The sequence below is a fragment of the Synechococcus sp. W60.3 genome, from assembly GCF_047502615.1.
In the GTDB taxonomy this organism is placed as follows: Bacteria; Cyanobacteriota; Cyanobacteriia; order Thermostichales; family Thermostichaceae; genus Thermostichus.
The window spans coordinates 69,390-91,351 of sequence record NZ_JANSHJ010000004.1; the positions used below are offsets into that span (position 1 = coordinate 69,390).

Sequence of the window (21,962 nt, forward strand, 5' to 3'; positions counted from 1 at the left end):
CGTCGCTTGCCGCCGCTGTCCCCGCCTGGTGGCTTGCGAGAGGCGGTTGCCCAGCAAAAGGTGGCCCGTTTTTGTGACCAGCTCTACTGGGGCCGACCGGTGCCGGGGTTTGGGGATGTGCAGGCGCGGCTGTGGGTGATCGGCTTGGCGCCGGCAGCCCATGGGGGCAACCGCACCGGGCGGGTGTTTACGGGGGATCCCAGCGGGGATTGGCTATTTCGCGCTCTGCGCCGGGCCAGGTTTGCCAATCAACCCATCTCTCTGCACCGGGAAGATGGCCTGCAATTGCGGGATTGCTACATCTCAGCCGTGATGCGCTGCGCGCCGCCGCAGAACCGCCCCACCGCCGCAGAAGCCAAGACCTGCCTGGGCTATCTGAGACAAGAGCTGGAGCTGTTGACCCAGGTGCGGGTCATCTTGGCGTTGGACCATAACCACATGCCATGGCCATGACGACCTTGCTGAGCCGCCAGGCCCGGCGGGGATCAGGCGGGCTGCCAGGTTTCCAGGCGGTAGGCGCTGTCCCAGAACAGCCATTCCAGGCGAGAGGCGGTGACAAAAGCAGCCGTCATCTTCTCCCGCGTCGCCGCTGTGGTCTGCGTAGCCAAGGAGTCGGTGATGTCCAGGGCCTGTTGCACCACCTGGGCAAATTCTTCCCCGGCATAGGTGTCGATCCATTGTTGATAAGGATTGTTGGGCTTGGCGGTGCGGTAAATGGCGGATCCCACCTCACGGTAAATCCAGAAGCAGGGCAGCACAGCGGCCATGGCCACCTCGTAGGGATCCAAGGCAGCCGCAGCCAATAGAAAACGGGTGTAGGCGAAGCAGGCAGGAGCGTAGGTTGTCTCCGGCTGGATGTCGTAGAGGCGAAAGTAACTCTCGTGCAGGCTGCGCTCGGCCACAATGGCCCCCAGGGCAAAGTTCAAGAAACTCACCACCCGCTCAGCCCCCTCGGAACGGGCCCCGATCAAGGCAAGGGCGCGGGCAAAATCGGTGAGATAAAGAGCATCCTGCTGCAGATAGAACTGAAAGCGCTGCCGCGAGAGGCTGCCTGCGGCCAGCTCTTGGTTAAAGGGGTGATCCAAGATCTGTTGGTAGATGGGCTCGATCGTCTGCCAGAGGTGGGCGGTAAAAGATTGAGACATGGTGGCTCTCTCGCGGCGTTTCTGGGGTTCTTTTCAACTGATTGAGATCTCTGGGTGTGGGGGAAACTCTTTGGGTGCCCTGTGGCCGGAAAGTTGGACGTGAGTATCTCGATTCCAGATCCCTACCCCCGCTAGGGCGGGGATCTCCTTGTCTCAGATTGCCCCTCCTCTCAGTTACCGCTTTTCAGGGGGTCAGCCCAGCTAAACCTAGGCTTCGGGCATAAGGGGACGGAAGCCGTGCTTGCGGGACAGTTGCCCGATTAAATCCAGCTTTTCTAGGGTGATCAAGTTGCGGCCCCAACTAAAATTGGTGTACAGGCCCTCGAACTCCAGGAGCATCGCCTCGGCAAAGCAGGCGAAGAGCTGGCGGGCCGGGTTGGCCACATTCAAAAATTGCATAATATTCCACTCGATATCGAGAGAGTGTTCCACCATGCCGCCGTCGATCACGTACAGCCCCTTGCGCTGCAACTTGGAGGCGATGTTTTTCGGGTAGCCACCGTCGATGATCACGCAGGGATCCGGAAGCACCTGAGGATCGAGGGTCACTCCTTGGCTCATGCTGGCCACCCAGACGATGAAATCGGCGCGGGGCAAGGCCTCTTCCAAGGAACAGACCTCCCCTTTTTTAAGTTTGGCCTGCAGCTCTTCCAGGCGTCGCCGCTCGCGGGCTATCAACAGCAATTTGGCCGGGGAAGTGTGGGCTACCAACCACTGGCAGATGGCACTACCGATATCGCCGGTGGCCCCCACCACGGCAACTGTGGCAGCTGCCAAATCCATGGCGTAGCGCTGGGCCGCCGCCTGCAATTGCTGACAGATGATATAGGCCGTGTGGGTGTTGCCGGTGGTAAAACGCCGAATTTCCAGGTCGATGTTGCGCACCCGCCTGAGGGTGTCGAGGCGAAAATTCTCGAAAATAATGCTGCTAAATCCTCCCAGGGTGGTGATGTTCAAGCCGCGCCGCTGCGCCAAGGCCATCGCATTCAAAATCTTGCGACAGGCCGCCTTCACCCGTCCCCCCGCCAGCATTTCCGGCAGGAAACAGGATTCGACGTACTGGCCATAGATTTTTTGGCCCGTGATGCTGGTCACCACGATCTCGTCCACCACCTGAGGCGGAGCCATGCACCAAAATTCCAGGTCGCTCTCCGCATATTCGGAATACCCCAGCTTATCTGCCACCCGTTTTGCGTGGGCCAGGCTGGTCAGGTGCCCGATCAGGCCGAACATAGATGCTCACTCACTTCGATACTTAACTTTATGAGCTCCATCCGGATCCCATCAAAACATGTCCGCACCCAGAGAGGGTAGGGAGCGTTCCAGCCAGGCCGGAAAACCAATCGGCAGGCAGAGTTGAGTTGCGTCAGGCGGCCCGCAGACCCTGGGCCGAGAGGCGCATTACCTCGCGGGTGTTGAAGCCGATGCTGGCCAGGGCCTCGCCGTAGGCGATCATGAAGTCTTCTACAATGGCCTCGCGATCCATGTAAATGGCTTCCACATCCGCCTCTACCTGCTGCAGCATCTGCCGAACTAGAGGCAGATTTTGGGCGTTGGCTGCTTCGATCTGGGCTTTAACCTCGGCAAAGTGCTCGCCCAGCCAGCGCTCCCCAAAATTGAGGTGCAGATACTCGTCCTTAACTACCCCCTCGGTGATCTTGCGGGCAAAGTCATCGGCAACCGGGATGTAGATGTTGTAGGCGGCAATGGCAAAGCACTCGATGATCAAAGACTGAATGACAAAACAGGAGACCAGATCCCCTGCTGCTGCGGCGCTTTGGAAATTGTCCCGCAAGGGCGCGAAAAAGGCGCGGGCAAACTCCACATCGGGTTCCACCTGCAGGTTTTTGCCGCAGGCCTGGAAGCCTTTCATGTGGCGCAATTCCATCTTGGCCAGCTTGCGCAGCTCCTCTGCAGCTTCCGGCAGCATTTCGGCCAGCTTGAGGTAGTTGTCGTGGGCTTCTTGTTCGCCTTCGATAACAATACCGTTGATGCGGGAGTAGGCCTGCCGATACCTTGGGCTGCTGTAGTCTAGGGCAGTGCCGCCCCCATCAGTGGGGGACGGGGGGGTGTTGGGCAGGACGTTCGCTGGGGCCATACTCGTGCATCTCCTTTTGTAGTTGTAGATTGTTGTGAACCGCTTCGCCGGCCCTTCAACAATCCTGGCGCTTGCCACTAAATTGTTCCTCTACTCAGAATAGCCTCAGGTGGTGCGGAATTCATCGGATCCCTTTTGCCCAGGGAGGCAAGCCTGTTAGGGTGAGTGCTCAGGTGCCGTTGAGGAGCCGGGGGTATGTCTGCTCTTGGGGAGGGCCTGAATCAGCTGCGCCAGTTGCTGGTGGATCTGGAGGAACAATCCCTCGATCAGCCGATTGGCAGCGCCGAGGAGGTGTTGCAGGCAATCGAGATGGCGACGGCTTTTGAGCTGTTCGAGGCGGAAAGCAGCCGTTTGCTGCTGCAGATTGTGGCCAATCTCTGGGATCGGGTACGCCAGCACGATCTGTCGGCGCAGGAGATCGAGGCGGTGGCAGAGAAGCTGCGGGCGGTGGGCTATACCGATGCCGAGATCCAGGAGATCTTGGATCTGGAGCCTCAGGACAACTAGCCGCAGGCTAGGCGGAAACCATGCCCAACTCGGCGGGAGCGACATCTGCTTCTAGGTGAGTGGCCGTGTCGTAACAGGCTCCCCGCAGGTTGGCAAGCTTGAGTTTACAGCCGCTGAGGTTGGCCCCTTTCAGGTTGGCGCCGCTGAGGTTGGCCCCCGCCAGGTCTGCCTGGCTGAGATCGGCACCACTCAGGTCGGCTGCGGTCAGGTTGGCGCCGCGCAGGTTGGCCCCTTGCAATCGAGATCCCTGCAATTTGGCCTTTTCTAGATTGGCCAGGCGCAGGTTGGATCCCTGCAGATCGGCTTGGCTGAGGTCGGCGCCGCTCAAGTAGGCCCGCTCCAGGTTGGCAGCGGCCAGTTTGGCCTGCTGGAGGGTTGCTCCGCCCAGGTCGATCCCGGCCAAGTCGGCACCGGCCAGGTCAGCTTCGGCCAATTGGCTGTTGCTGAAGTCCCGCTCGCCGCTGCCATAGCGCTGCAACAGTTCCGCTGCGGTTTCGACCATTGCTTTTCCCCATCCTAGACAAGTCGGATCCTACCGAGGAACAGGGTTGCCGCCAAGGGCGCACATCCTCCAGGCGGCGCCTATCAGCCATGCCTCCAGATCCGAACATCTGCCAAGGCCATCAGCCCTCTTGCCTGCGAGAGCGCGCTAGGATGGGCGCAACGCCCTTTTCTCTGGATCCCATTTGTTCTGTTATGAGCTTGCCCCGCGTGCCCCGCTCCCGGCCCCGCCCAAAGTTACGCTCGATCCCTCGCCGCAAAACCGAATCGGCTCTCTATGCCGAGATGCAGCAGCTCACTGTGGAAAAGCAGCGGCTCAACCAGGAATTGGAGTTCATTCAGGAACGGCAAGGGCAAATTCAAGCAAGGCTCCGGGAAATCGAACAAGCGCTACAGCGTTCTCAGCAGGAGGCAGAGAGCTTTCGGGATCCCGCCGCTGCTCGAGAACCGGGCACTGGCCGCTTCTCCTCCTCCCGTTTCCCGCCGATGACCTTTGAGTACTGAGCCAGTTCCCTGCCGAGTGGGGAAGCCAAAGCCATTGCCAAAGGAGCAAAAAACTGGGTTTAGAGCCCCGTTCTGTCCTTTGGGACGGCCTTGTGGTACCTTTTGTATGGCGGCATGGGTAGTCAACCGCTTCAAAAACCCAGTAGTCTAACCCCTAAGACATTAGCTAGGGTTTTGTATTGGCCTTGAAGCGGTACCCTTGGGCAGAAGAGAACCGAGCCGCGAGACCGAAGTCCAGGGGTAGACCTGTTGGCTTTTGCTACCGGGATCCAGCCGCCCAGTCCGAGATCTTCTCATGGCCCATTCTGAAACTCCCATCCGGCATCGCTGAGTCCATAACTGCAACTGAGTACACAAGGAGCTGAGCCTCGACCATGGTTACTGCCACCGCTACTGCGACCAACGTTGGCTACATCACTCAGGTCATTGGACCTGTGATCGACGCCGAGTTTCCCAGCGGCAAGCTGCCTGAAATCTACAACGCTCTCAAGGTGGAGGCGACGACCGAAAGCGGATTGAAGGTCAAAGTCACCTTTGAGGTGCAGCAGCTTTTGGGGGATAACCGCGTGCGGGCCGTGGCCATGTCTTCTACCGATGGCTTGGTGCGGGGCATGCCAGTGGTGGATACAGGTGCCCCGATTACCGTGCCGGTGGGCGAGGCTACCCTGGGTCGCATTTTCAACGTGCTGGGGGAGCCAGTGGATCAAGGAGAGCCGGTGCAAGCCAAGGAGTTTGCCCCCATCCACCGCAGCGCGCCGCCCTTTGTGGAGCTGACCGTCAAACCGGAGCCCTTTGAAACCGGCATTAAGGTGATCGACCTGCTGGCCCCCTTCAAGAGAGGTGGCAAGGTGGGCCTGTTTGGCGGCGCCGGCGTCGGCAAGACGGTGCTCATCCAGGAGCTGATCCACAACATTGCCGAGGAGCACTCCGGCCTATCGGTGTTTGCCGGCGTGGGAGAGCGCACCCGCGAGGGGAACGACCTCTACAACGAGATGAAAGAATCGGGGGTGCTGGACAAAGTAGCGCTGGTGTACGGCCAGATGAACGAGCCGCCGGGCGCTCGTATGCGGGTGGGCCTGACCGCCTTGACGATGGCGGAGTACTTCCGCGACGTCAACAAGCAGGATGTGCTGCTGTTTATCGATAACATCTTTCGCTTTGTGCAAGCTGGCTCGGAAGTGTCGGCGCTGTTGGGCCGCATGCCCTCGGCGGTAGGCTACCAGCCCACCTTGGCCACGGAAATGGGCAACCTGCAGGAGCGGATCACCTCCACCAAGCAGGGATCCATCACGTCGGTGCAAGCGGTGTACGTGCCCGCCGACGACCTGACGGACCCGGCGCCGGCGACGACGTTTGCCCACCTGGATTCGACGGTGGTGCTGTCGCGCAGCCTGGCGGCCAAGGGCATCTACCCGGCGGTGGATCCCCTGGATTCTTCGTCCACCATCTTGCAGGCAGACATTGTGGGCGAGGAGCACTACAACACCGCTCAGGCGGTGAAGCAAACGCTGCAGCGCTACAAAGAGTTGCAGGATATTATCGCCATTCTGGGGTTGGACGAGCTGTCGGAAGAGGACAAGCTGGTGGTGGCCCGCGCCCGCCGCATCGAGCGCTTCCTGTCGCAGCCGTTCTTTGTGGCCGAGGTCTTCACTGGCTCGCCTGGCAAGTACGTGAAGTTGGAGGACACCATCAAAGGCTTCCAGCGCATTCTCTCCGGAGAACTGGATCATCTGCCGGAGCAGGCTTTCTATCTGGTGGGCACCATCGAGGAGGCCATCGAGAAGGCGGAGAAGCTCAAGTCCAAGTAATCCCTCACCCTCAGCCCCTCTCCCAGGGGGAGAGGGGGGTTGGCGGCTGCTGAGGATCCTCGGCCACAGGCCCGAAGCGGTAGCCTTTGCCATAGACGGCGTGGATCAACTCGGGGGAGCCGGGCAGACGGAGGCGGCGCCGCAGCAGGCGCACCTGAGCAGCCAGGACGTTGCTGCTGGGGGGATCCTCGCCGGCCCACACCCGCTCGTAGATCTGCTCGTGGGTGAGCAACTGGCCGGGGTGGGCCATGAAGTACTCCAGCAGGCGGAACTCTTTTTGGGAGAGGTGGATCATCCGTCCTTGGCGGTAGGCCACTTGGTTCTCCCGATCCAGCTCTAGGTCTCCAATTTGCAGGCGAGGGATCCCTTCGCCGGGGCCGGCAGCCCGCCGCAAGAGGGCTCGCACCCGCGCCAGCAGCTCCCGCAGCTCGAAGGGCTTGACCAGGTAGTCGTCGGCGCCGGCGTCCAGCCCTTCCACCCGGTCGTCGAGAGTATCTTTGGCGGTCAGGAAGAGGATGGGGGTGGCGCGATCTACCTGTCGCACCTGTTGGCAGAGGGAGAGGCCGGACAGGCCCGGCAACATCCAGTCCAGTACCAGCAAGTCGTAGGGTGGGGCTGGGGGCTTCTGCAGCAGCTCCCAGGCGCTGTTTCCCTCGTAGGCCACGTCCACGCTGTGGCCCTCTCGCCGCAGGTGCTGGGCCAGGGAATCGGCCAGCTCCACTTCGTCGTCCACCAACAAGATGCGCGCCATGCTCTAGGATTCTGTCTCGTCGTCGCTTGCCGGAGGGGCCAGGGAGGGAGGGGGCTCCAGTTGTAAGCAGAGATCGTAAAGGCGGCGCCGCGTCCACAGGGGGGATCCCTGGAAGCGCCGGGCCAGTTGGCGGCTGGCAGCGGAGCGGGGAAGGCCCTCGGCCAGCAGGCGGGCCAGCTCCTGGCGAACTTCCGCTTCCGAGGGGGAGGTTTCTTCGCCCTTTTCGGAGGCAGGCCGCCCCTCTAGAACAAGGGTGAACTCCCCCCGCGGCGGCTGGGCGGCGCAGTGCTCCAGAGCGGCGGCCAGGGATCCCCGCCAGAAGGACTCGTGCAGCTTGGTCAGCTCGCGGGCCAGCACGATCTGCCGCCGGGGGCCGCAGTGAGCCAGGAGATCTTGCAGGGTTTGCTGCAGGCGATGGGGGGCTTCGTAGAGAACGACGGTGCGCTCTTCTTGGGCCAGTTGTTGCAGACGGGCTTGTCGTTGGCTGGCTTTGAGCGGCAAAAACCCCTCGAAGACAAACCGCCCTGTGGCCAGCCCAGAAGCAGCCAAAGCGGCCACTGCCGCTACCGGGCCAGGCACCGGGATCACCGGGATCCCAGCTTGGATACAGGCGCGCACCAGTTCCTCTCCTGGATCGGAGATGGCGGGTGTGCCGGCATCGCTGATTAGGGCCACCGACTGCCCTGCCGCCAGATACTTGAGGATTTGCGGGATGCGCTGGGCGGCGTTGTGCTCGTGGTAGCTGATGAGGCGGGCGGAGATCTGAAAGTGTTTAAGAAGCTGGCCGGAGTGGCGGGTGTCTTCTGCCGCCACCCAGTCCACTTCCCGTAGGACTCGCAGCGCCCGCAGGGTAATGTCTTCGCGGTTGCCGATAGGGGTGGCCACCAAGTAGAGGCTGGCGGTGGGGCGCTCCATCTCGACAAGGCCAGAGCTAAGCGGGTACTGCTTTCCAGGTTAAGGGATCCCTGTGGCAGGATCGGGGAAGATTGGCGGGAGAAAGCAGGTGCGCCTGACCACGCGAGCTACCTATAGCATCCGGGCTTTGCTGGATCTGGCGATGCTTGGCCAGGTGGCCTCGGTGCGGGCCATTGCCGAGCGACAGCAGATCCCGGCCCCCTATCTGGAAAAGCTGTTGATCGAGCTGCGCCAGGCTGGCTTGGTCTGTTCGCAGCGCGGGGCGCAGGGGGGCTACCGGCTGGCACGGGCACCGCGGCGGATCCCAATTAGCGCCATTTTGGCGGCGGTGGGAGAATCTCTGGATCCTCTCCCGGCTGAGAGGGCAGGGGCTCAGCAGGAAGGCTCTGCGGATGGGCTGGACTGGGTAACGGAGGCCCTCTGGCGGCGGATCGCCCAGCGGGTGGAGCAGGTGTTGGAGGAAACAACTCTGGAAGATCTCTACTTCGACGCCCGCAGTTGGCAGGCAGCCCAAAGTCAGGGGGGAGGGTTTGTGGTCTGATCGCGCCTGCGGGAGGGAGACCTTGCTGTTTTTTCCGAGTCAGCCAGCCGCTCCCCTGGTGCTGGCGGCGGCTTTGGGTCTGGATTACTGGTTGGCAGATCCCTGGGGGTGGCCCCATCCGGTGCGGGTGATGGGGGCGGTCATCGCCTGGGGCCAGAGTTGCATTCTCAGGCGCTGCCCAACGCCGGCGGCCCAGCGCTGGGGCGGGGCAGCTCTCACCCTGGCGCTGCTGGCGGGATCCTACGCGGCAGGCTGGGGGCTGATCGCCGTTGCCCAGGCTCTCCATCCCTGGGCAGGGATCCTGATGCAGATCATCCTGATGGCCAGTTGCCTAGGGGGGCGCAGCCTGCGCTTTGCCGCCTTGGAGGTGTTGGATCCCTTGGAAAAGGGGGATCTGCCGCAGGCTCGCCAGCGCCTAAGCCGCTACGTGGGCCGGGATACGGAGCACCTGACGGAGGCGGAGATCTTGCGAGCGGTGGTCGAGACGGTAGCCGAGAATACCCCCGACGGGGCGACGGCCCCTTTGTTCTATGCCTTTTTGGGAGGGGCGCCCTTGGCTTTGGCCTACAAGGCCAGCAGCACGCTTGATTCGATGGTGGGCTACCGCCATGCCCCCTTCACCTACCTGGGCACGGTGCCGGCCCGCTGTGAGGATGGGCTGACCTGGCTGCCCTGTCGCCTGACGGTGCTGACCCTGGCCCTGCTCAGCGGGGATCCCTGGGGATTTTGGCAGCGCTGTCGCCGCGACGGGCGGGCGGATCCCAGCCCCAATTCGGGGTGGAGCGAGGCGGCCTTTGCCTGGCGGCTGCAGATCCAGTTGGGAGGCACCAATTTCTATCGCGGCATCCCCAAAGAGAAGCCCAAGGTGGGGATCCCGGCTCGTCCCTTGAGCCCCCAGGTGGTGCGGGAGAGTCTGGGGCTGCTGAGGCAGGTTCTGGGGGTGTGGGGAAGTTGGATGGTGGGAGTAACTCTAGTTCTCAACTCTCCTCTCCCTCTAGGAGAGGGGTTGTAAACTACTCCAGACTAAAGTCAGGAGCTTTTAGTAGCCCTGCAGTCGGCAAACCGACCGCGGACCTCTGGGCTGGTTTACAGCAGCCCCAATCGACCGTTCCCAGTGCCTTAAAAGCCGTTTCTGGTGCCCGCAACACCAGGATAATTCAGAAGCAGCTAAAGCTGCCTAAGCCGAACAGAGGCAGAAAAGGCGAGGTCTTGCAGTCAAAACTGAACGGTCTGGAGCGTCGCATGCGCATGGGAAGGAGCTCCGGGATCCAAGGGCTTTTAATCTTAACGGGTGCTAGCTCAGCGCCCAGCGCTGCAGGGCAATGCCGAGGAGCAGGCCCAGGCCGCCAAAACGCAGCACCTGCCAAAAGGTGGCAGGAACGGGGTTAAACACTTCCAACAGGTAGGCTTGCAGACGTTGTTCCAATTGGCTGACTTCCGCCTGGATTTCAGCCCAGTGTTCGGGGGAGAGCTGGGATAGGCGCTCCAGCTCGCGCAGGTCGGCCAGCCGCGCTTGCAAGATCTCGAGCTTGGCTTGCAGAGCCTCAAGGGAATCGGGGGAATCGGGAGGAGCGGTCACGGCTGCGCCTCGGCTGGGGGGGCGGGGGAACGGGATCCGGCAAACCCGGTTTGGATCTCGTTGAAGGGTTTGGCTTGGATCACCCCTGGGGGGACGGGATCCAACTGGAAGAGGGCGCGAATGGCGTTTTCCACTTCGGTGATGGGGCGGTTGCCAATGGATTGGTAGACGAGGTTGCCCTGGGAGTCAAAAAGCAGGGTCTGGGGGACTTGGCCGCTGTAGTATTGGCCACGCTCATCCCCAGGCAGGAGGGAATCGACAGAATAAGGAATGAAATAGACTCCCCAGCCATAGCGAACTTGCAGGTTGGCCAGGGTGGCTGCGTATTTTTTGCAGTCGCTGCTGTCGTCGATGTAGTACACCAGCAGGGCCGGGATCCCTTGTTCTTTGGCCTGTTTCAGGGAGACACGAGGGGGGATCATGCCGCCGTTGGAGCCATAGAGGGCAAAGATGTTGCCGTCGTAGCGGTCGTCGTTGAGGAGAGCATGGGCAGGCGGAGACAACCAGCCCATTAACACGACGCACAAAGCTACCAGGAGAAGACGCAGCCACAGCATGATTCAAAACAGCATGATCCAGGGAGGATTGTCGGGCAGAGGGGAGGCTCTCTCATTGTGCCATTTTGCCCCGGTTCAGTCTCAGGGGCGGTGGATGATGGCCTCGACCCGCCGTTGTTTTTTCACCGGATCTACGCCCACCAGCCGGATGTAGTCCTTGGGAAAACGGCTGAGGCACTGCTCGACAGCCTGACAGGCAGCGGCCCATTCTCTCAGGTGGGCAACTCCACACTCCTGCCAGGAATGAACGCGGTAGCGGCGCGGATCCGCATGCTCCACCAGGATCTCATAGCCTTGGGCCAGGATCTGGCGAAGCTGGGCCTGCACGTCTGGGTTGAGGGAAACTGGGGCAGGATCGGCCGAGTTGGCAGCCACAGGAGGAGGGGATGGCGGGGAAGCGGGGGGCGACTCTTGAGGAGCGGAGCGCCGGAGGCCAAGGTATTCCTCGGAGAGGCGACGGGCTTCTACTTGGTGTTGCTCGGCTTTGAGCTGGTGGCCGGCCTGGATCAACTGCTCCAGAGAAAATCGCGGTGGCGGAAACTGGGGGGCGCCCTCTTTGCTTTTGAGCAGGCGAAAGGCAATCCCTTCCAGGCCGACTTCTTGGATAAATTGCCATACCTGCTCGTCGTAGAGCTGGGCGCGCAGGGCGCCGAAAAAGTCGATGGCCTGCTCGGGAAAGGCGTCCACCAGGCGCTCAATCTCCTCAAGAGACAGCCCGTCGGCTTGAAAAATGCCGTGAACGATGTGGATGCGGTCGGTGCGGCTGGGCTCCCAGTAGAACTTGCGCATGCGCCCATCGCGGATGAGGGGGGCATAGAGGGTGGAAAAGTCGTTGCCGGTGGCGATGATGGGCACCCGCGGCAGGGGCTTGGGATCGTAGCTGCCGGGAAGCTGCACGTTGGTGGGGTTGTCGGCGATGTTCATCAGGGTGGCGCTCACCAGTTGGGTGTTGACGGTGTACTGGGTCATGCTGTTCAGGCGACCGGCGCCGGCATCCAGGTCGTTGATCATCAGCACGGCCATCTGGCCAAATTTGCGGATGTGCTCGGCAGCTTCACGGTAGCGCAGGCGAATCATACGGGCGGGATCCCCGGCGTCGGGACTTTCCAGCTCGCCCCCCGAGATGTGGACGGCATAGACCTTCATGCGCTCAAAGATGAGGTTGCATTGGAAGGTCTTGCCCTCCCCCTTGCGCCCGTGGATGCCCAAGATGAGCGGAACGGGCACGTCGGGCAGAGGAAGATGATTTTTGGTCAGGTGCAGGGCGACAACTTTAAGAAAGGTGGGGGGGATGTAGTAGCTCATCGGTGGGCCTTAGCTTGGTTGCGAGAGTTTCTATTTCCTCCATTGTCGTTCTGGGAAGTTGGCCCCTGCCCCTCCTCGGCCCAATTCTCGGCGGGCAGCAGGGACAATACTCCAGATAAGTGCTAATTATCTGGACTATCGGTAAGGGGAAAGAGTGCCCACATGGGCGTTGCCATGGGATTACGCGGGAGGTTAGTTTTTGTAACAGTCTTCCGGCAGGGCGACCCCAGAGATGGCAACACAAGCTTTTCTGGCGCTCTGGTCAGGCCGGCTTAGACGAAAAGCTGTCCATCTAAGGGTGAGATCTTGCTGTTGAATTGCCTAAGCTCTGTGTTGCTGGCTGTCGAAGCCGCCGCTCCCGTCGAGGCGCCAGGGGGAGACAACCTCTCTCCCTTGATCTTGGTGGCGGTGCTGCTGGCCTTGGTGGTCATCTACTTGGCCAGCCGCGTTGGCGGAGAAATGGCCGTTCGCCTGAGTTTTCCCCCCGTGCTGGGAGAGTTGCTGGGAGGGGTGTTGGTGGGCGGTTCTGGCCTGGGGTTACTGGTTTTTCCCGAAGGGCCGCTTTCTGCCGAGGCGTTGCCTACCTTGGCCCAGTCCTCAGCTCTGATGCAGATTCTGCAGGCCACCGCGGGTCTTGACAAGGGATCCCTGGTGCAGGTGTTCTCCTCCCAAAGCCAGATCATCGACATCCTCTCGGAGATGGGGGTGGTTATCCTTCTCTTTGAAATTGGTCTTGAGTCGGATCTGGGGGAACTGTTGCGGGTTGGCCCGCAGGCGGCGGCCGTGGCCGTTATTGGGGTTGCTGTGCCCTTTGCGGCGGGAACACTGGGCCTGCTCTACCTCTTTCACGTGCCTGTCATCCCTGCCATCTTCGCCGGGGCGGCTCTGACGGCAACCAGCATTGGCATCACCGCCCGCGTCTTGGCCGAGCTGCAAAAACTCACCTCCCTCGAAGGGCAGGTGATCATCGGCGCCGCCGTCCTGGACGACGTGTTGGGCATCATCATCTTGGCGGTGGTGGCTAGCTTGGCCAAAACCGGAGAGGTTGACGTCGCCGATGTTGGCCTCATCGTCGTCAGCGCTGTCGTCTTTCTCGTCGGCTCTATCGTCTTGGGGCGACTCCTCAGCCCCTACTTTGTGGCTCTCCTCAACAACCTGAAAGCCCGCGGCAACCCCCTTTTGCCCGCTCTGGTCTTGGCTTTCTTGTTGGCCTACGTAGGGCAGGTGATCCACCTGGAGGCGATTTTGGGCGCTTTTGCCGCCGGCCTAATTCTAGGGGAAACCGACAAGCGCCAGGAGCTAGAAGAACAGATCAAGCCCGTTTCCGACCTGCTGGTGCCCATCTTCTTCGTCTGCGTCGGGGCCAAAACCAACCTCGCCGTGCTCAACCCCACCCTCCCCGCCAACCGCGAGGGGCTGATCATTGCCGTCTTCTTGGTTAGCGTTGCGATTGTGGGCAAGCTGGCCGCCGGCCTGGGGGCGTTCGGCAAGCCGGGCATCAACCGCTATGCCATCGGCGTGGGCATGATCCCGCGCGGCGAGGTGGGCCTGGTGTTTGCCGGCGTGGGAGCGGCCAGCGGGGTTCTCTCCGAGGCTCTCGACGTCAGCATCATCGTCATGGTGATCGCCACCACCTTTATTGCCCCCCTCTGGCTGCGGGGAGTATTGATCGGGGAAGTAGACTCTCCTCCTTCTCTCCTGGATCTGCAGGCAGAAGCATCAGAGCAAGACCGCGTCGAAACCCCATCAGCTCGCTCAGACTCAGAGCAGGTGGGCATTCCTGAGAGTTGAATCACCTCGACTTTCTCCCCAAACGTCCCCAGAGCGTCTGGAACAGCAGCCACAGCGGGTTGCGACGGCGGGATCCCACGTCTTCAACCTTCTCCGCCCTCTCCTGTTGGGGCAAAATCACCCGCATCGAGGGCGGGTCAAACCGCTGCATCGTTGTGGAGCGCCGATCCACCACCTCCGCCTTTAGGCTGCGAAAGCTAACAGACTGGAGATACCGCTGAAACTCTTCGTTCGACAACTGGCGAATGCAATACTGCATCCGCACCTGATCCCCCAACTGGATCTGATCCCCATCCTTGAGATCCCAGCTCAGACATTTCTGCCCGTTTACTGAGATGCCATTGGTGCTGCGCTTGCCTTCGATATTGCCGTCCAACAGCCGGTAGGTGTAGCCACCGCCCTTTTGCGGCAGCCGCAAGAGCAGCGCGTGCTGCCGAGAAACCGCCGCCGAATGGACGACAATGGCGTTGCTGGGATCCCTGCCGATGGAATAGGTGGCGGCACTGAGGGCCACAGCCCGCCGTCCCTGCTCGTCATCGATCACCAGCACATGCCAAGTCTGGGAGGGGGAAGACGCTGGGTCAGCAGGCATCGTTTGGGGTTGGCTTTGCCAGAGAAAGGTTCGGCAGAAGAAGGGCCTTCCTTCATAATGATAGGATAGGGCTTAGCCACCCGCGAGGAATCGTAAACAGCCGCCATGACTGCAACTCCCTCCCTTCTTCAGGAACTTCCCCCCATCTACCCTGGCGTGGCCGTGCGGGTCATCAATCCCAACGATACCTACTACCTCTTTGAAGGACAAGTACAGCGGGTTACCGACGACCATGCCGCTGTCCTCTTCGAGGGGGGCAACTGGGATAAATTGGTTACCTTCCGCCTTTCGGAATTGGAAGTGGTGGACAAGTCCCGCCGCTAGCTCCGCTCCGCTTTCCTCTAGAACTTCCCCATGCGCAGCCATTGGCAGGAACCTTTCCTTTGGATCCATGCCGCCGGGATCCTCCTCTTCCCCTTGTGGATTGGGCTAACCGTCATTGGGTTGGCCACCGGGGATCCTCTCCTGTCGGTGGGAGTAGAGCAGGCCGCAGTGGCCGTGGCGGGCATTGGGCCAGTCTTTGCCATGCAGTGGCGCAAGCCCTTCGATGTCTTCAGCCTGTGGGTGGCCGCCGTTCCTCCCGAGGAACTCACCCCCGACCAACGCCGCATCTTGGCTGCCTTCCTCAGCCCCGAACACAAGATCTTGACGCTATTGGCGGCACTCCTGCTGCTGGAAGTCTTTGAGCGCCTCTACGACTTCGCCCCCCTCTTTGCCCCCCTCACCCCTGGCAACGGCACCCGTCTGGCCGGCCTGGCCATAGCCGCCTTCGGGTTTTGGGGGGCCAACCTGTTCTTGCAGATCCCCCTTGCTGCAATACGGGTACTTCTCCTCAGCGAGCCGGAGCTGGCCCAACTGGATCCCATCCCTGCTGAGGAGATCGAGAGCCGCTTCTCCGTTGTTGGCGATCGCCACACCCCGCTGTTGCAACGGCTGCTGCGCCGGATTGCCGCAGTCCCATCGCAGGCACAAAAAGATGGAAATCAGAGACTCGACTGTAAAGTAGAAGTAGCCGAAGCTGCCGGCTCAGATGCCGAATCCGAAGGACGGGAGGCTGCCACACCGGAAACGACCCCTGACTTCACTTAGACAGGTTGCTGGGACGGATTTCTACCCCAAAGAAACTGCAGCTCGATGCTAGAGTGGACGGGATCCAGACTGTTGTCTGACCATCGGCGTTCTCCTGATCTTCGAGGCTACCGCACCGGCAATGGCGAGCAACTTTTCCTTCCGCTTTAAACAGTTCACCCAACGCCTCAGAGAAACCACCCAGCTTCCCCAGTTTTTCACCGAGCAAGCCACCAGCGAAACCCAAAACCTCGCGCGGGAGTTGGCATTGGTTGGGGAATACGCCACCCAGCTCAGCCAGGTGGTGATGGAGGTGGACTTCCTCAACCAGCTCTACACCCGTCTTTTGAACGAGCGGGAAGTGCTGCAGCAGGAAAAAGACAACTTAGAAGCGCGGGTCTTCGAGTTGCAGCAGGAGCGCAACGAGACTGAACCCCAAGTGATGTACCTACGTGAACAACTGAGCCAGGCCGCCTTTCAACTGGAGCAAACGCAAAACCGCGAGCGCAGCCTCAGCGAGCGGGAACGGCAACTGTCGGAGATCGTGGCCCAACTGGAGCGCCGGCGGGCTGTGCTCAACCAGGCCATCGAAAACCTCACCAACCAAGAGGCCGATTACACCGTTCGCAACAAAGAGCTAGAGGCCGTCATCAAAGATAACGAGCGCAAAGCCAAGCAATACCTAGAAGCCGCCAACCACTACCGGGCGTACTTGGAAGAGCTGAACGCCCAGATACAGGAAGCTCAGGCCAAGCTGAGGAGCCTCGGTGTTGAGCCCAAACCCGCCGACCTGCCGCGGCTTGAGGATATGGAAAAGCCAACTCCCATCCCCACGCCGCCGCCCTCTACTCCCATCGGCTACCCACCACCCCAACAGCCTCCTCCACCCCAGTCGGGCGGCTACTGGTCGGACAGCCCCTTCGATGACGATCCCTGGAGCTAGGGGCTATCCCAACAGCGCTTGTAAGTCAGCTCTGCGGCAAAGCTCAGTGCCCTCTGCCCTGAGCCGCCTTGGGAGAGCTGAGGGAGACGCGTACCCTAAAGAAGAGATCCACAGTAGGGGATCCAGCGTCCAGTTACACCCAAGCCAGACCTATGGAACTGACTGTGCCGGATTTGCAAGCCCTCAGCCAATGGGATCGGCAGTTCTGCCGCTTTGCCGAGCAGCAACAGCTCCTCAAGCCCAAACAACTGGCCTTGGCCCTGAAGATCCAGCGGCAGCAGCACGGCCCCCTGGCCTTGATCCTCTGGCAGTTGGGGTTTGTGGGCCTGCAGCACTTGGCGCAGTTTTGGGAGAGAGTATCTGGCGACGCTGACCCGGAGCTGCTCCAAGACAAGGCCTTCGGCTGACAAAAAGGGTGACTGCTGCCGTCTGTTTTCCTGGCCGAGGAGCGAGACTGCAGTATGGCCTTTTCGGACTCCACCGTCACTCATCCTAAAAGTCCTGTAGCGGTGAGCTGCGGCTCCCTTCCTGCAGCGCCGCCCGCCCCCCAGCCACCATCGGGTGAATCTTCTGGTTAGCTGACCTGTTGTACTTGGCCGACTGCCGCTTGCGTAAGCAGAAGAGGGAAAGACAGCACTCTGCACCGCTCCTGCAAGAGGGTGGCTGGGCGCTCTTTCAGCGTGGTTGGCCTACCAACCCTGTCGCTGGAAAAAGCTGGAATCCACAGCCATAGGTTTTGCCCTGCAATCAAGTCGATTCTTCCGGCAACAGACCCTTGGGATCCTCCGGCGGCGGCAGATGGGCCAGATCCCCACGGGATTCGCTCCCCAAAACTCGCGCCTGGATTCTCTTGATCACGACATAGAGCACCGGCACCACCAGCAGGCTGAGCAGGGTCGAGACGAACATACCGCCGATAACAGCCGTGCCCAGAGACTGGCGGCTGGCAGCCCCGGCGCCACTGGCCACGGCCAGCGGGAAAATCCCCAGGATCGTGCTCAGGGCCGTCATGAGGATGGCGCGGAAACGGGTCTCCGCCGCCTGGATCGCGGCCTTGACCAGCGGGATCCCCTGGGCAACCAGTTGGTTGGCAAACTCCACGATCAAGATCGAGTTCTTGCTGGCCAGACCGATCAACATCACCAGCCCCACCTGGCAAAAGATGTCGTTGGCCAGGCCCCGCAGCAGTTGGGCCGAGAGCGCCCCCAGAACCGCCAGCGGCACCGCCAGCAGAATGATCAAGGGATCCAGATAGCTCTCAAATTGGGCCGCCAGCACCAGGAAGACGAACACTGACCCCAAAGCGAAGATCAGCGGCGCCTGTCCCCCCGACTCGATCTCTTCCAAGGACAGGCCCGACCACTCGAAGCCAAACCCCTGCGGCAGCAAGCGGGCAGCCAGACTTTCCATAGCCCGAATGGCTTGCCCTGAGCTGAAGCCCGGCAGCGGGCTGCCCTGGATCTCCGCCGAGCGGAAGAGGTTGAAGTGGTTGATGATTGCAGGGCCGGTGGTCTCCTCCACCTGAACCAGGGTGCTCAAGGGCAAAAGCTGCCCCTGCCCACTGCGCACGTAGAACTGGCCGATACGTTCGGGGCTGCCCCGGAAAGCCTGATCCGCCTGCACATAGACCCGGTAGTTGCGGTTGAACAGGTCGAAATCGTTGACATAGGTGCCCCCCAACAGGGTCTGCAGCGTGCCGAAGACCTCGGCCAGCGGGATCCCCAGCACCTGGGCCATGTCCCGATCCACCTTGACCTGCAACCGGGGGGAGTTGGCGTTGAAGGTGGGCGGGTTAATCCGCACGCCCAGGGGGGGTTGGCCCGGCGGGGGCGGCGCGTTGCCCACGAAGAAAAGCGTGTTGGCCGTCTGCTGCAGCAGGTTGAAATCGTTCACCCCCCGATCCTGAAGCTGGAAAGTAAACCCGCCCGCAACCCCCAAATTGGGAATGGCCGGCGGCAGGATCGGGATCACCAATGCGCGGCTGATCCCGCCCAAAAAAGGCCCAAATAGCCGGTTGACAATCGCCTGCGCCGATTGTTCCGGTCGCCGCCGCTCGTCCCAGGGCTTGAGGGTGGCGAAGATTAACCCGTTCCCCGGCGAGGGCCCGGTAAAGCTGAACCCCCCCACGATCACCCGATTTTCGATCTCAGGGATCCCCTCCAAAATAGCGGCGGCCTGCCGGATCACCCTGTCGGTATAGTTGAGGGAAACCCCCGGCGGCCCCTGGACAATGGTGATGAAAAAGCCCTGATCCTCATCCGGCACAAACCCCGTCGGCACAATTTGGAACAGCCAGTAGGTGAGGCCCAGACAGGCGACAAACCCCGCCACCACCAGCAGCCGCAGCTTCACCACCAGCTCCAGGAACCGACGATAGGCGGCGCGGATCCCTTCCACGGCCCGGTCAAACCAGCGCAACAGCCAAAACATCTGCTCCGAACGGGGGCGGATCAGCAGCGCCGACAACGCCGGAGCCAGGGTAATGGCATTGAAGGTAGACAGCGAAACCGATACGGCAATGGTGACGGCAAACTGCCGGTAGATGCGGCCACTGGTGCCGGGAAAGAACGCGATTGGCACAAACAGGCCCAACAGCACCAGCGTCGTGGCGATCACCGCCCCCAGGACCTCGTTCATCCCCGCCGAGGCCCCCTGCAGAGGCCGCATGCCGCGGTCGCGGATGTAGCGGGAGATGTTCTCCACCACCACGATGGTGTCGTCCACCACCAGGCCGGTGGCCAAGGTGAGGCCGAACATGGTCAGGGTGTTGATGGAAAAGCCGAACAGGCGCACAAACGCAAACGTCCCCAGCAGCGCCACCGGGATCGTGACAGTGGGGATGAGAGTGATGCGCCAATCCTGCAAAAAGATAAACAGCACCAGCACCACCAGGACAATAGCCTGCAGCAGGGTGAAGATCACCTCCTGCACCGACTCCGTAATAAACAGCGTGGCGTCGAAGGCGATCTCGTAGATCAAGCCGGGCGGGAAGCTACGGGAGAGCTCCGCCAACGTCTGCCGCACCTGCCGCGACACCTCCAAGGCGTTGGCATCCGGCTGCTTGGTGATGGCGATCCCCACCGCCTCCTGGCCGCCGATGCGGAAGAACGTATCGTAACTTTGGGCCCCCAGCTCCACCCGACCCACGTCGGCAATGCGCACCAAGCTGCCGTCGGGGCTGGCTTTGAGCACAATTTGGGCAAACTCCTCCGGCTGCGACAGCCGCCCCGTGGCCTGGACGCTGATCTGAACCTCCTGATCCGGGGGGCTGGGCTGGCTGCCGATCTGTCCGGCAGGCACCTGGATGTTTTGCTGGCGCACGGCGTTCACCACATCCAGCGCCGTCAGCCCATAGCCGGCCAGCCGCGTCGGATCCAGCCAGATGCGCATGGCATAGGTGCGCTCCCCGAAGACGATGACATCGCTGACGCCGCGAATGCGCCGCAGGGCATCGCGCACGAACAGCTCGGCGTAGTTGCTCACAAACAGCTCGTCGTATTCCCCTGCCTCTGAGCGCAGCGCCACCACCTGCACAAAAGCGCTATCGCCGGCCTTTTCTACACTAAGGCCGTTTTGGATCACCTCTGCCGGCAGCCGCGCCTGCACCCGTGCCACCCGGTTTTGCACATCCACAGCCGCCGTGTCCAGATCCCGATCCGGGCTGAAAGTGACGGTGATCTGGCTGGTGCCGTTGCTGCTGCTCACCGAAGAGATGTAGCGGATGCCCTCGACGCCGTTGATCTCCTGCTCCAGCACATTGGTTACCGCCGTCTCCACCGTCTCGGCATCGGCTCCAGGGTAAACGGCGGTCACCCTCACCGCCGGCGGCGCCACCTGCGGGTAGTAGTCCACCGGCAATAGGGGAATGCTCACCGCTCCCACCAGCACAATGATGATGGAGCAGACGCTGGCAAAAACAGGACGGCGAATGAAAAAGTCGACAAACATAGGCCAGGGATCCGCGTAAGGAGTAGAAGGGGATGACCAAGTTGGGAAACCGCTCAAGAGGAGAAATCTAGGGCGGGGATCCAGGCGGTCTCCCCTCCCCTTGCATCCTCTGCTGCAAAAGCACCTCATCGACAATCGGGGCGCCATCGCGGATTTTTTGCAGGCCGCTCAGCACAATCGGCTCGTTGGCCTTCAGCCCCTCCAGCACCTCGTAGCTGTTGCCGTAGAGGGATCCCAGCCGCACCGGCCTTTGCACCGCCACCGCCCCGGGGGGCTTGCCCTCCTCAGGTGGCTCTGTCGTCTGCGCCGTGTAGACAAAGGTTTGGGCGCCCAGACGGGCTACCGCCGTTGCCGGCACCAGCAAAGCTGGCCGCTCCTCCCAGAGGATGCGGGTTCGCACAAACTGGGCTGGTCGCACCAGCGGGCCGTAGGCCTTGCGCAACTGGCCGGCGGGGTTCTCCAGCAGGGCCTTGGCCAGCACCGATTGCGTGCTGGCATCGGCTTCAGGCGCGATGAAAGAGATTTGGCTGGTGCCGATCACCTCGCCGCGGCTGTCCAAGATCTGCACCGGTGTGCCGATGCGCAGGCGGGGGGCCTGCTGCAGCGGGATATTCAGGTTCAGCTCCAGCGCCTGGGTTTGGGTCAGGGTGGTCAAAACCGTCTGGGGCGTCACATAGTCCCCCTGCCGCACCAACACTTCCCCGACAATACCGGCAAAGGGAGCCGTGACCTGGAAAAACTGCAATTGCACCTGCTGCCGCTCCGCCTCGGCCCGGGCCCGCTCCACCTCCCGCTCTGCCCGCACAATGGCCGCCTCTTGGGCCCGGATCTGCTCCTGTTGCGCCGCCAAGGCCGCCTCCGCCTGGCGCAGATCGCGGCTGGACTGATCCACTTGCGCCTGGCTGATGGCCCCCTCGGCCAAGAGGCGCAGGTTGCGCTGGTGTTGATCCCGGGCGAACTCCGCCGCTGCCTCCAGCCGCAGGCGATCCGCCCGCAATTGGCTGAGCACGGCTCGGCTGCTCTCCAGGTTGGCCTGAGCCGCCGCGATCCCGGCCGCTTGGCCGGCCACCGCCGCCTGTTGTTGCCGGCTGTCGATGGCAAACAGAGGCGCCCCGGCAGAAACCTGGGATCCCAGCCGCACGAACACCTGGGTCACCTGGCCGCTCACCTGGGGCCGAATACTGGCCACCTGCTGGGATCCGAGGCTGGCGATGAACTCCGACGTCTCCTGAATGAGCCGTTCTTCCACGGCGCCGATGGCCACCGGTGTCGGCTGGCCTTCTCCACTCTCCATGCCGCGAGGGGGCCCGCCGGGCCGACAGGCAGCCAGGAGCAAAGAAAAACCCAACAGCGGCAGAACTGTTCGCAATCGCATCCTCAACCTGCTCCCCCAACGAGCACCCAAACAG

23 protein-coding genes are annotated in these 21,962 nt (G+C 61.7%); 11 read left to right on the forward strand and 12 right to left on the reverse strand.

The window, feature by feature from the left end; genetic code table 11:
- Positions 1-6 precede the first annotated feature (6 nt).
- Positions 7-453 carry a uracil-DNA glycosylase family protein gene (locus NW846_RS02505; RefSeq protein ID WP_414346259.1) on the forward strand — a complete coding sequence of 149 codons (447 nt, stop codon included), beginning with the start codon at positions 7-9 and terminating at the stop codon, positions 451-453.
- A gap of 32 nt (positions 454-485) precedes the next feature.
- Here the strand turns inward: NW846_RS02505 and tenA are convergent, their stop codons facing one another.
- From tenA to NW846_RS02520, 3 genes are all read right to left on the reverse strand, one after another.
- Positions 486-1,145 (reverse strand): thiaminase II, encoded by a 660-nt coding sequence (tenA, locus tag NW846_RS02510; protein WP_011429321.1) that lies wholly within the window; start codon positions 1,143-1,145, stop codon positions 486-488.
- Between the two features lie 207 nt (positions 1,146-1,352).
- A complete protein-coding gene (locus NW846_RS02515; protein ID WP_011429322.1) occupies positions 1,353-2,378 on the reverse strand; it encodes a long-chain acyl-[acyl-carrier-protein] reductase in 1,026 nt (341 codons plus the stop codon).
- A 133-nt stretch (positions 2,379-2,511) separates the two neighbouring features.
- Positions 2,512-3,243, reverse strand: coding sequence for an aldehyde oxygenase (deformylating) (locus tag NW846_RS02520; RefSeq protein ID WP_011429323.1), 732 nt, complete (start codon positions 3,241-3,243; stop codon positions 2,512-2,514).
- 195 nt (positions 3,244-3,438) lie between these two features.
- On the opposite strand from NW846_RS02520, the gene NW846_RS02525 reads away from it, so the two are divergent.
- Positions 3,439-3,750 carry a hypothetical protein gene (locus NW846_RS02525; protein ID WP_011429325.1) on the forward strand — a complete coding sequence of 104 codons (312 nt, stop codon included), beginning with the start codon at positions 3,439-3,441 and terminating at the stop codon, positions 3,748-3,750.
- A 7-nt stretch (positions 3,751-3,757) separates the two neighbouring features.
- Here NW846_RS02525 and NW846_RS02530 read toward each other — a convergent pair whose 3' ends face one another.
- Entirely contained in the window at positions 3,758-4,252 is a 495-nt protein-coding gene (locus NW846_RS02530; RefSeq protein ID WP_099812487.1) for a pentapeptide repeat-containing protein, read from the reverse strand.
- A 194-nt stretch (positions 4,253-4,446) separates the two neighbouring features.
- Here NW846_RS02530 and NW846_RS02535 point away from each other — a divergent pair, with 194 nt between their 5' ends.
- Entirely contained in the window at positions 4,447-4,755 is a 309-nt protein-coding gene (locus tag NW846_RS02535; RefSeq protein WP_414515219.1) for a gas vesicle protein GvpV, read from the forward strand.
- Positions 4,756-5,129: 374 nt separating this feature from the next.
- The gene (gene atpD / locus NW846_RS02540; protein WP_011429328.1) at positions 5,130-6,563 is read left to right on the forward strand and encodes a F0F1 ATP synthase subunit beta; all 1,434 of its coding nucleotides are present in this window, start codon (positions 5,130-5,132) and stop codon (positions 6,561-6,563) included.
- A 10-nt stretch (positions 6,564-6,573) separates the two neighbouring features.
- Here atpD and rppA read toward each other — a convergent pair whose 3' ends face one another.
- Both rppA and rsmI read right to left on the reverse strand, forming a co-directional pair.
- Positions 6,574-7,314 carry a two-component system response regulator RppA gene (gene rppA / locus NW846_RS02545; protein ID WP_011429329.1) on the reverse strand — a complete coding sequence of 247 codons (741 nt, stop codon included), beginning with the start codon at positions 7,312-7,314 and terminating at the stop codon, positions 6,574-6,576.
- Between the two features lie 3 nt (positions 7,315-7,317).
- Positions 7,318-8,229, reverse strand: coding sequence for a 16S rRNA (cytidine(1402)-2'-O)-methyltransferase (gene rsmI, locus NW846_RS02550; protein WP_099812486.1), 912 nt, complete (start codon positions 8,227-8,229; stop codon positions 7,318-7,320).
- Between the two features lie 88 nt (positions 8,230-8,317).
- Here rsmI and NW846_RS02555 point away from each other — a divergent pair, with 88 nt between their 5' ends.
- Entirely contained in the window at positions 8,318-8,770 is a 453-nt protein-coding gene (locus NW846_RS02555; protein WP_011429331.1) for an Rrf2 family transcriptional regulator, read from the forward strand.
- A 22-nt stretch (positions 8,771-8,792) separates the two neighbouring features.
- A complete protein-coding gene (gene cbiB, locus NW846_RS02560) occupies positions 8,793-9,782 on the forward strand; it encodes an adenosylcobinamide-phosphate synthase CbiB (RefSeq protein WP_099812485.1) in 990 nt (329 codons plus the stop codon).
- A 282-nt stretch (positions 9,783-10,064) separates the two neighbouring features.
- Here the strand turns inward: cbiB and NW846_RS02565 are convergent, their stop codons facing one another.
- From NW846_RS02565 to NW846_RS02575, 3 genes are all read right to left on the reverse strand, one after another.
- On the reverse strand, positions 10,065-10,349 hold the full coding sequence (locus NW846_RS02565; protein ID WP_011429333.1) for a hypothetical protein: 285 nt from the start codon (positions 10,347-10,349) through the stop codon (positions 10,065-10,067).
- A complete protein-coding gene (locus tag NW846_RS02570; protein ID WP_228375408.1) occupies positions 10,346-10,861 on the reverse strand; it encodes a thylakoid membrane photosystem I accumulation factor in 516 nt (171 codons plus the stop codon). The genes NW846_RS02565 and NW846_RS02570 overlap by 4 nt, the downstream gene beginning before the upstream one ends.
- Before the next feature lie 126 nt (positions 10,862-10,987).
- Positions 10,988-12,211, reverse strand: a complete 1,224-nt coding sequence (locus tag NW846_RS02575) for a ribulose bisphosphate carboxylase small subunit (RefSeq protein ID WP_414346267.1) — start codon at positions 12,209-12,211, stop codon at positions 10,988-10,990.
- A 336-nt stretch (positions 12,212-12,547) separates the two neighbouring features.
- Here NW846_RS02575 and NW846_RS02580 point away from each other — a divergent pair, with 336 nt between their 5' ends.
- Positions 12,548-14,002 (forward strand): cation:proton antiporter, encoded by a 1,455-nt coding sequence (locus NW846_RS02580; RefSeq protein ID WP_228375494.1) that lies wholly within the window; start codon positions 12,548-12,550, stop codon positions 14,000-14,002.
- Position 14,003: 1 nt separating this feature from the next.
- Here NW846_RS02580 and NW846_RS02585 read toward each other — a convergent pair whose 3' ends face one another.
- On the reverse strand, positions 14,004-14,594 hold the full coding sequence (locus tag NW846_RS02585) for an FHA domain-containing protein (RefSeq protein ID WP_011429337.1): 591 nt from the start codon (positions 14,592-14,594) through the stop codon (positions 14,004-14,006).
- A gap of 105 nt (positions 14,595-14,699) precedes the next feature.
- Here NW846_RS02585 and NW846_RS02590 point away from each other — a divergent pair, with 105 nt between their 5' ends.
- The 4 genes from NW846_RS02590 (at position 14,700) to NW846_RS02605 (ending at position 17,012) form a co-directional block, all read left to right on the forward strand.
- Positions 14,700-14,918, forward strand: coding sequence for an NAD(P)H dehydrogenase subunit NdhS (locus tag NW846_RS02590; RefSeq protein WP_011429338.1), 219 nt, complete (start codon positions 14,700-14,702; stop codon positions 14,916-14,918).
- Positions 14,919-14,948: 30 nt separating this feature from the next.
- The gene (locus NW846_RS02595; protein WP_011429339.1) at positions 14,949-15,683 is read left to right on the forward strand and encodes a low-complexity tail membrane protein; all 735 of its coding nucleotides are present in this window, start codon (positions 14,949-14,951) and stop codon (positions 15,681-15,683) included.
- A gap of 121 nt (positions 15,684-15,804) precedes the next feature.
- Positions 15,805-16,605 carry a hypothetical protein gene (locus NW846_RS02600; protein WP_011429340.1) on the forward strand — a complete coding sequence of 267 codons (801 nt, stop codon included), beginning with the start codon at positions 15,805-15,807 and terminating at the stop codon, positions 16,603-16,605.
- A 152-nt stretch (positions 16,606-16,757) separates the two neighbouring features.
- Positions 16,758-17,012, forward strand: a complete 255-nt coding sequence (locus NW846_RS02605) for a DUF2949 domain-containing protein (protein WP_041438079.1) — start codon at positions 16,758-16,760, stop codon at positions 17,010-17,012.
- Positions 17,013-17,352: 340 nt separating this feature from the next.
- On the opposite strand, the gene NW846_RS02610 is transcribed toward NW846_RS02605, so the two are convergent.
- Positions 17,353-20,553: an efflux RND transporter permease subunit gene (locus tag NW846_RS02610; RefSeq protein WP_414515221.1), complete on the reverse strand. Its 3,201-nt coding sequence runs from the start codon at positions 20,551-20,553 to the stop codon at positions 17,353-17,355.
- A 67-nt stretch (positions 20,554-20,620) separates the two neighbouring features.
- The gene (locus NW846_RS02615; RefSeq protein WP_414346275.1) at positions 20,621-21,928 is read right to left on the reverse strand and encodes an efflux RND transporter periplasmic adaptor subunit; all 1,308 of its coding nucleotides are present in this window, start codon (positions 21,926-21,928) and stop codon (positions 20,621-20,623) included.
- Positions 21,929-21,962 lie beyond the last annotated feature (34 nt).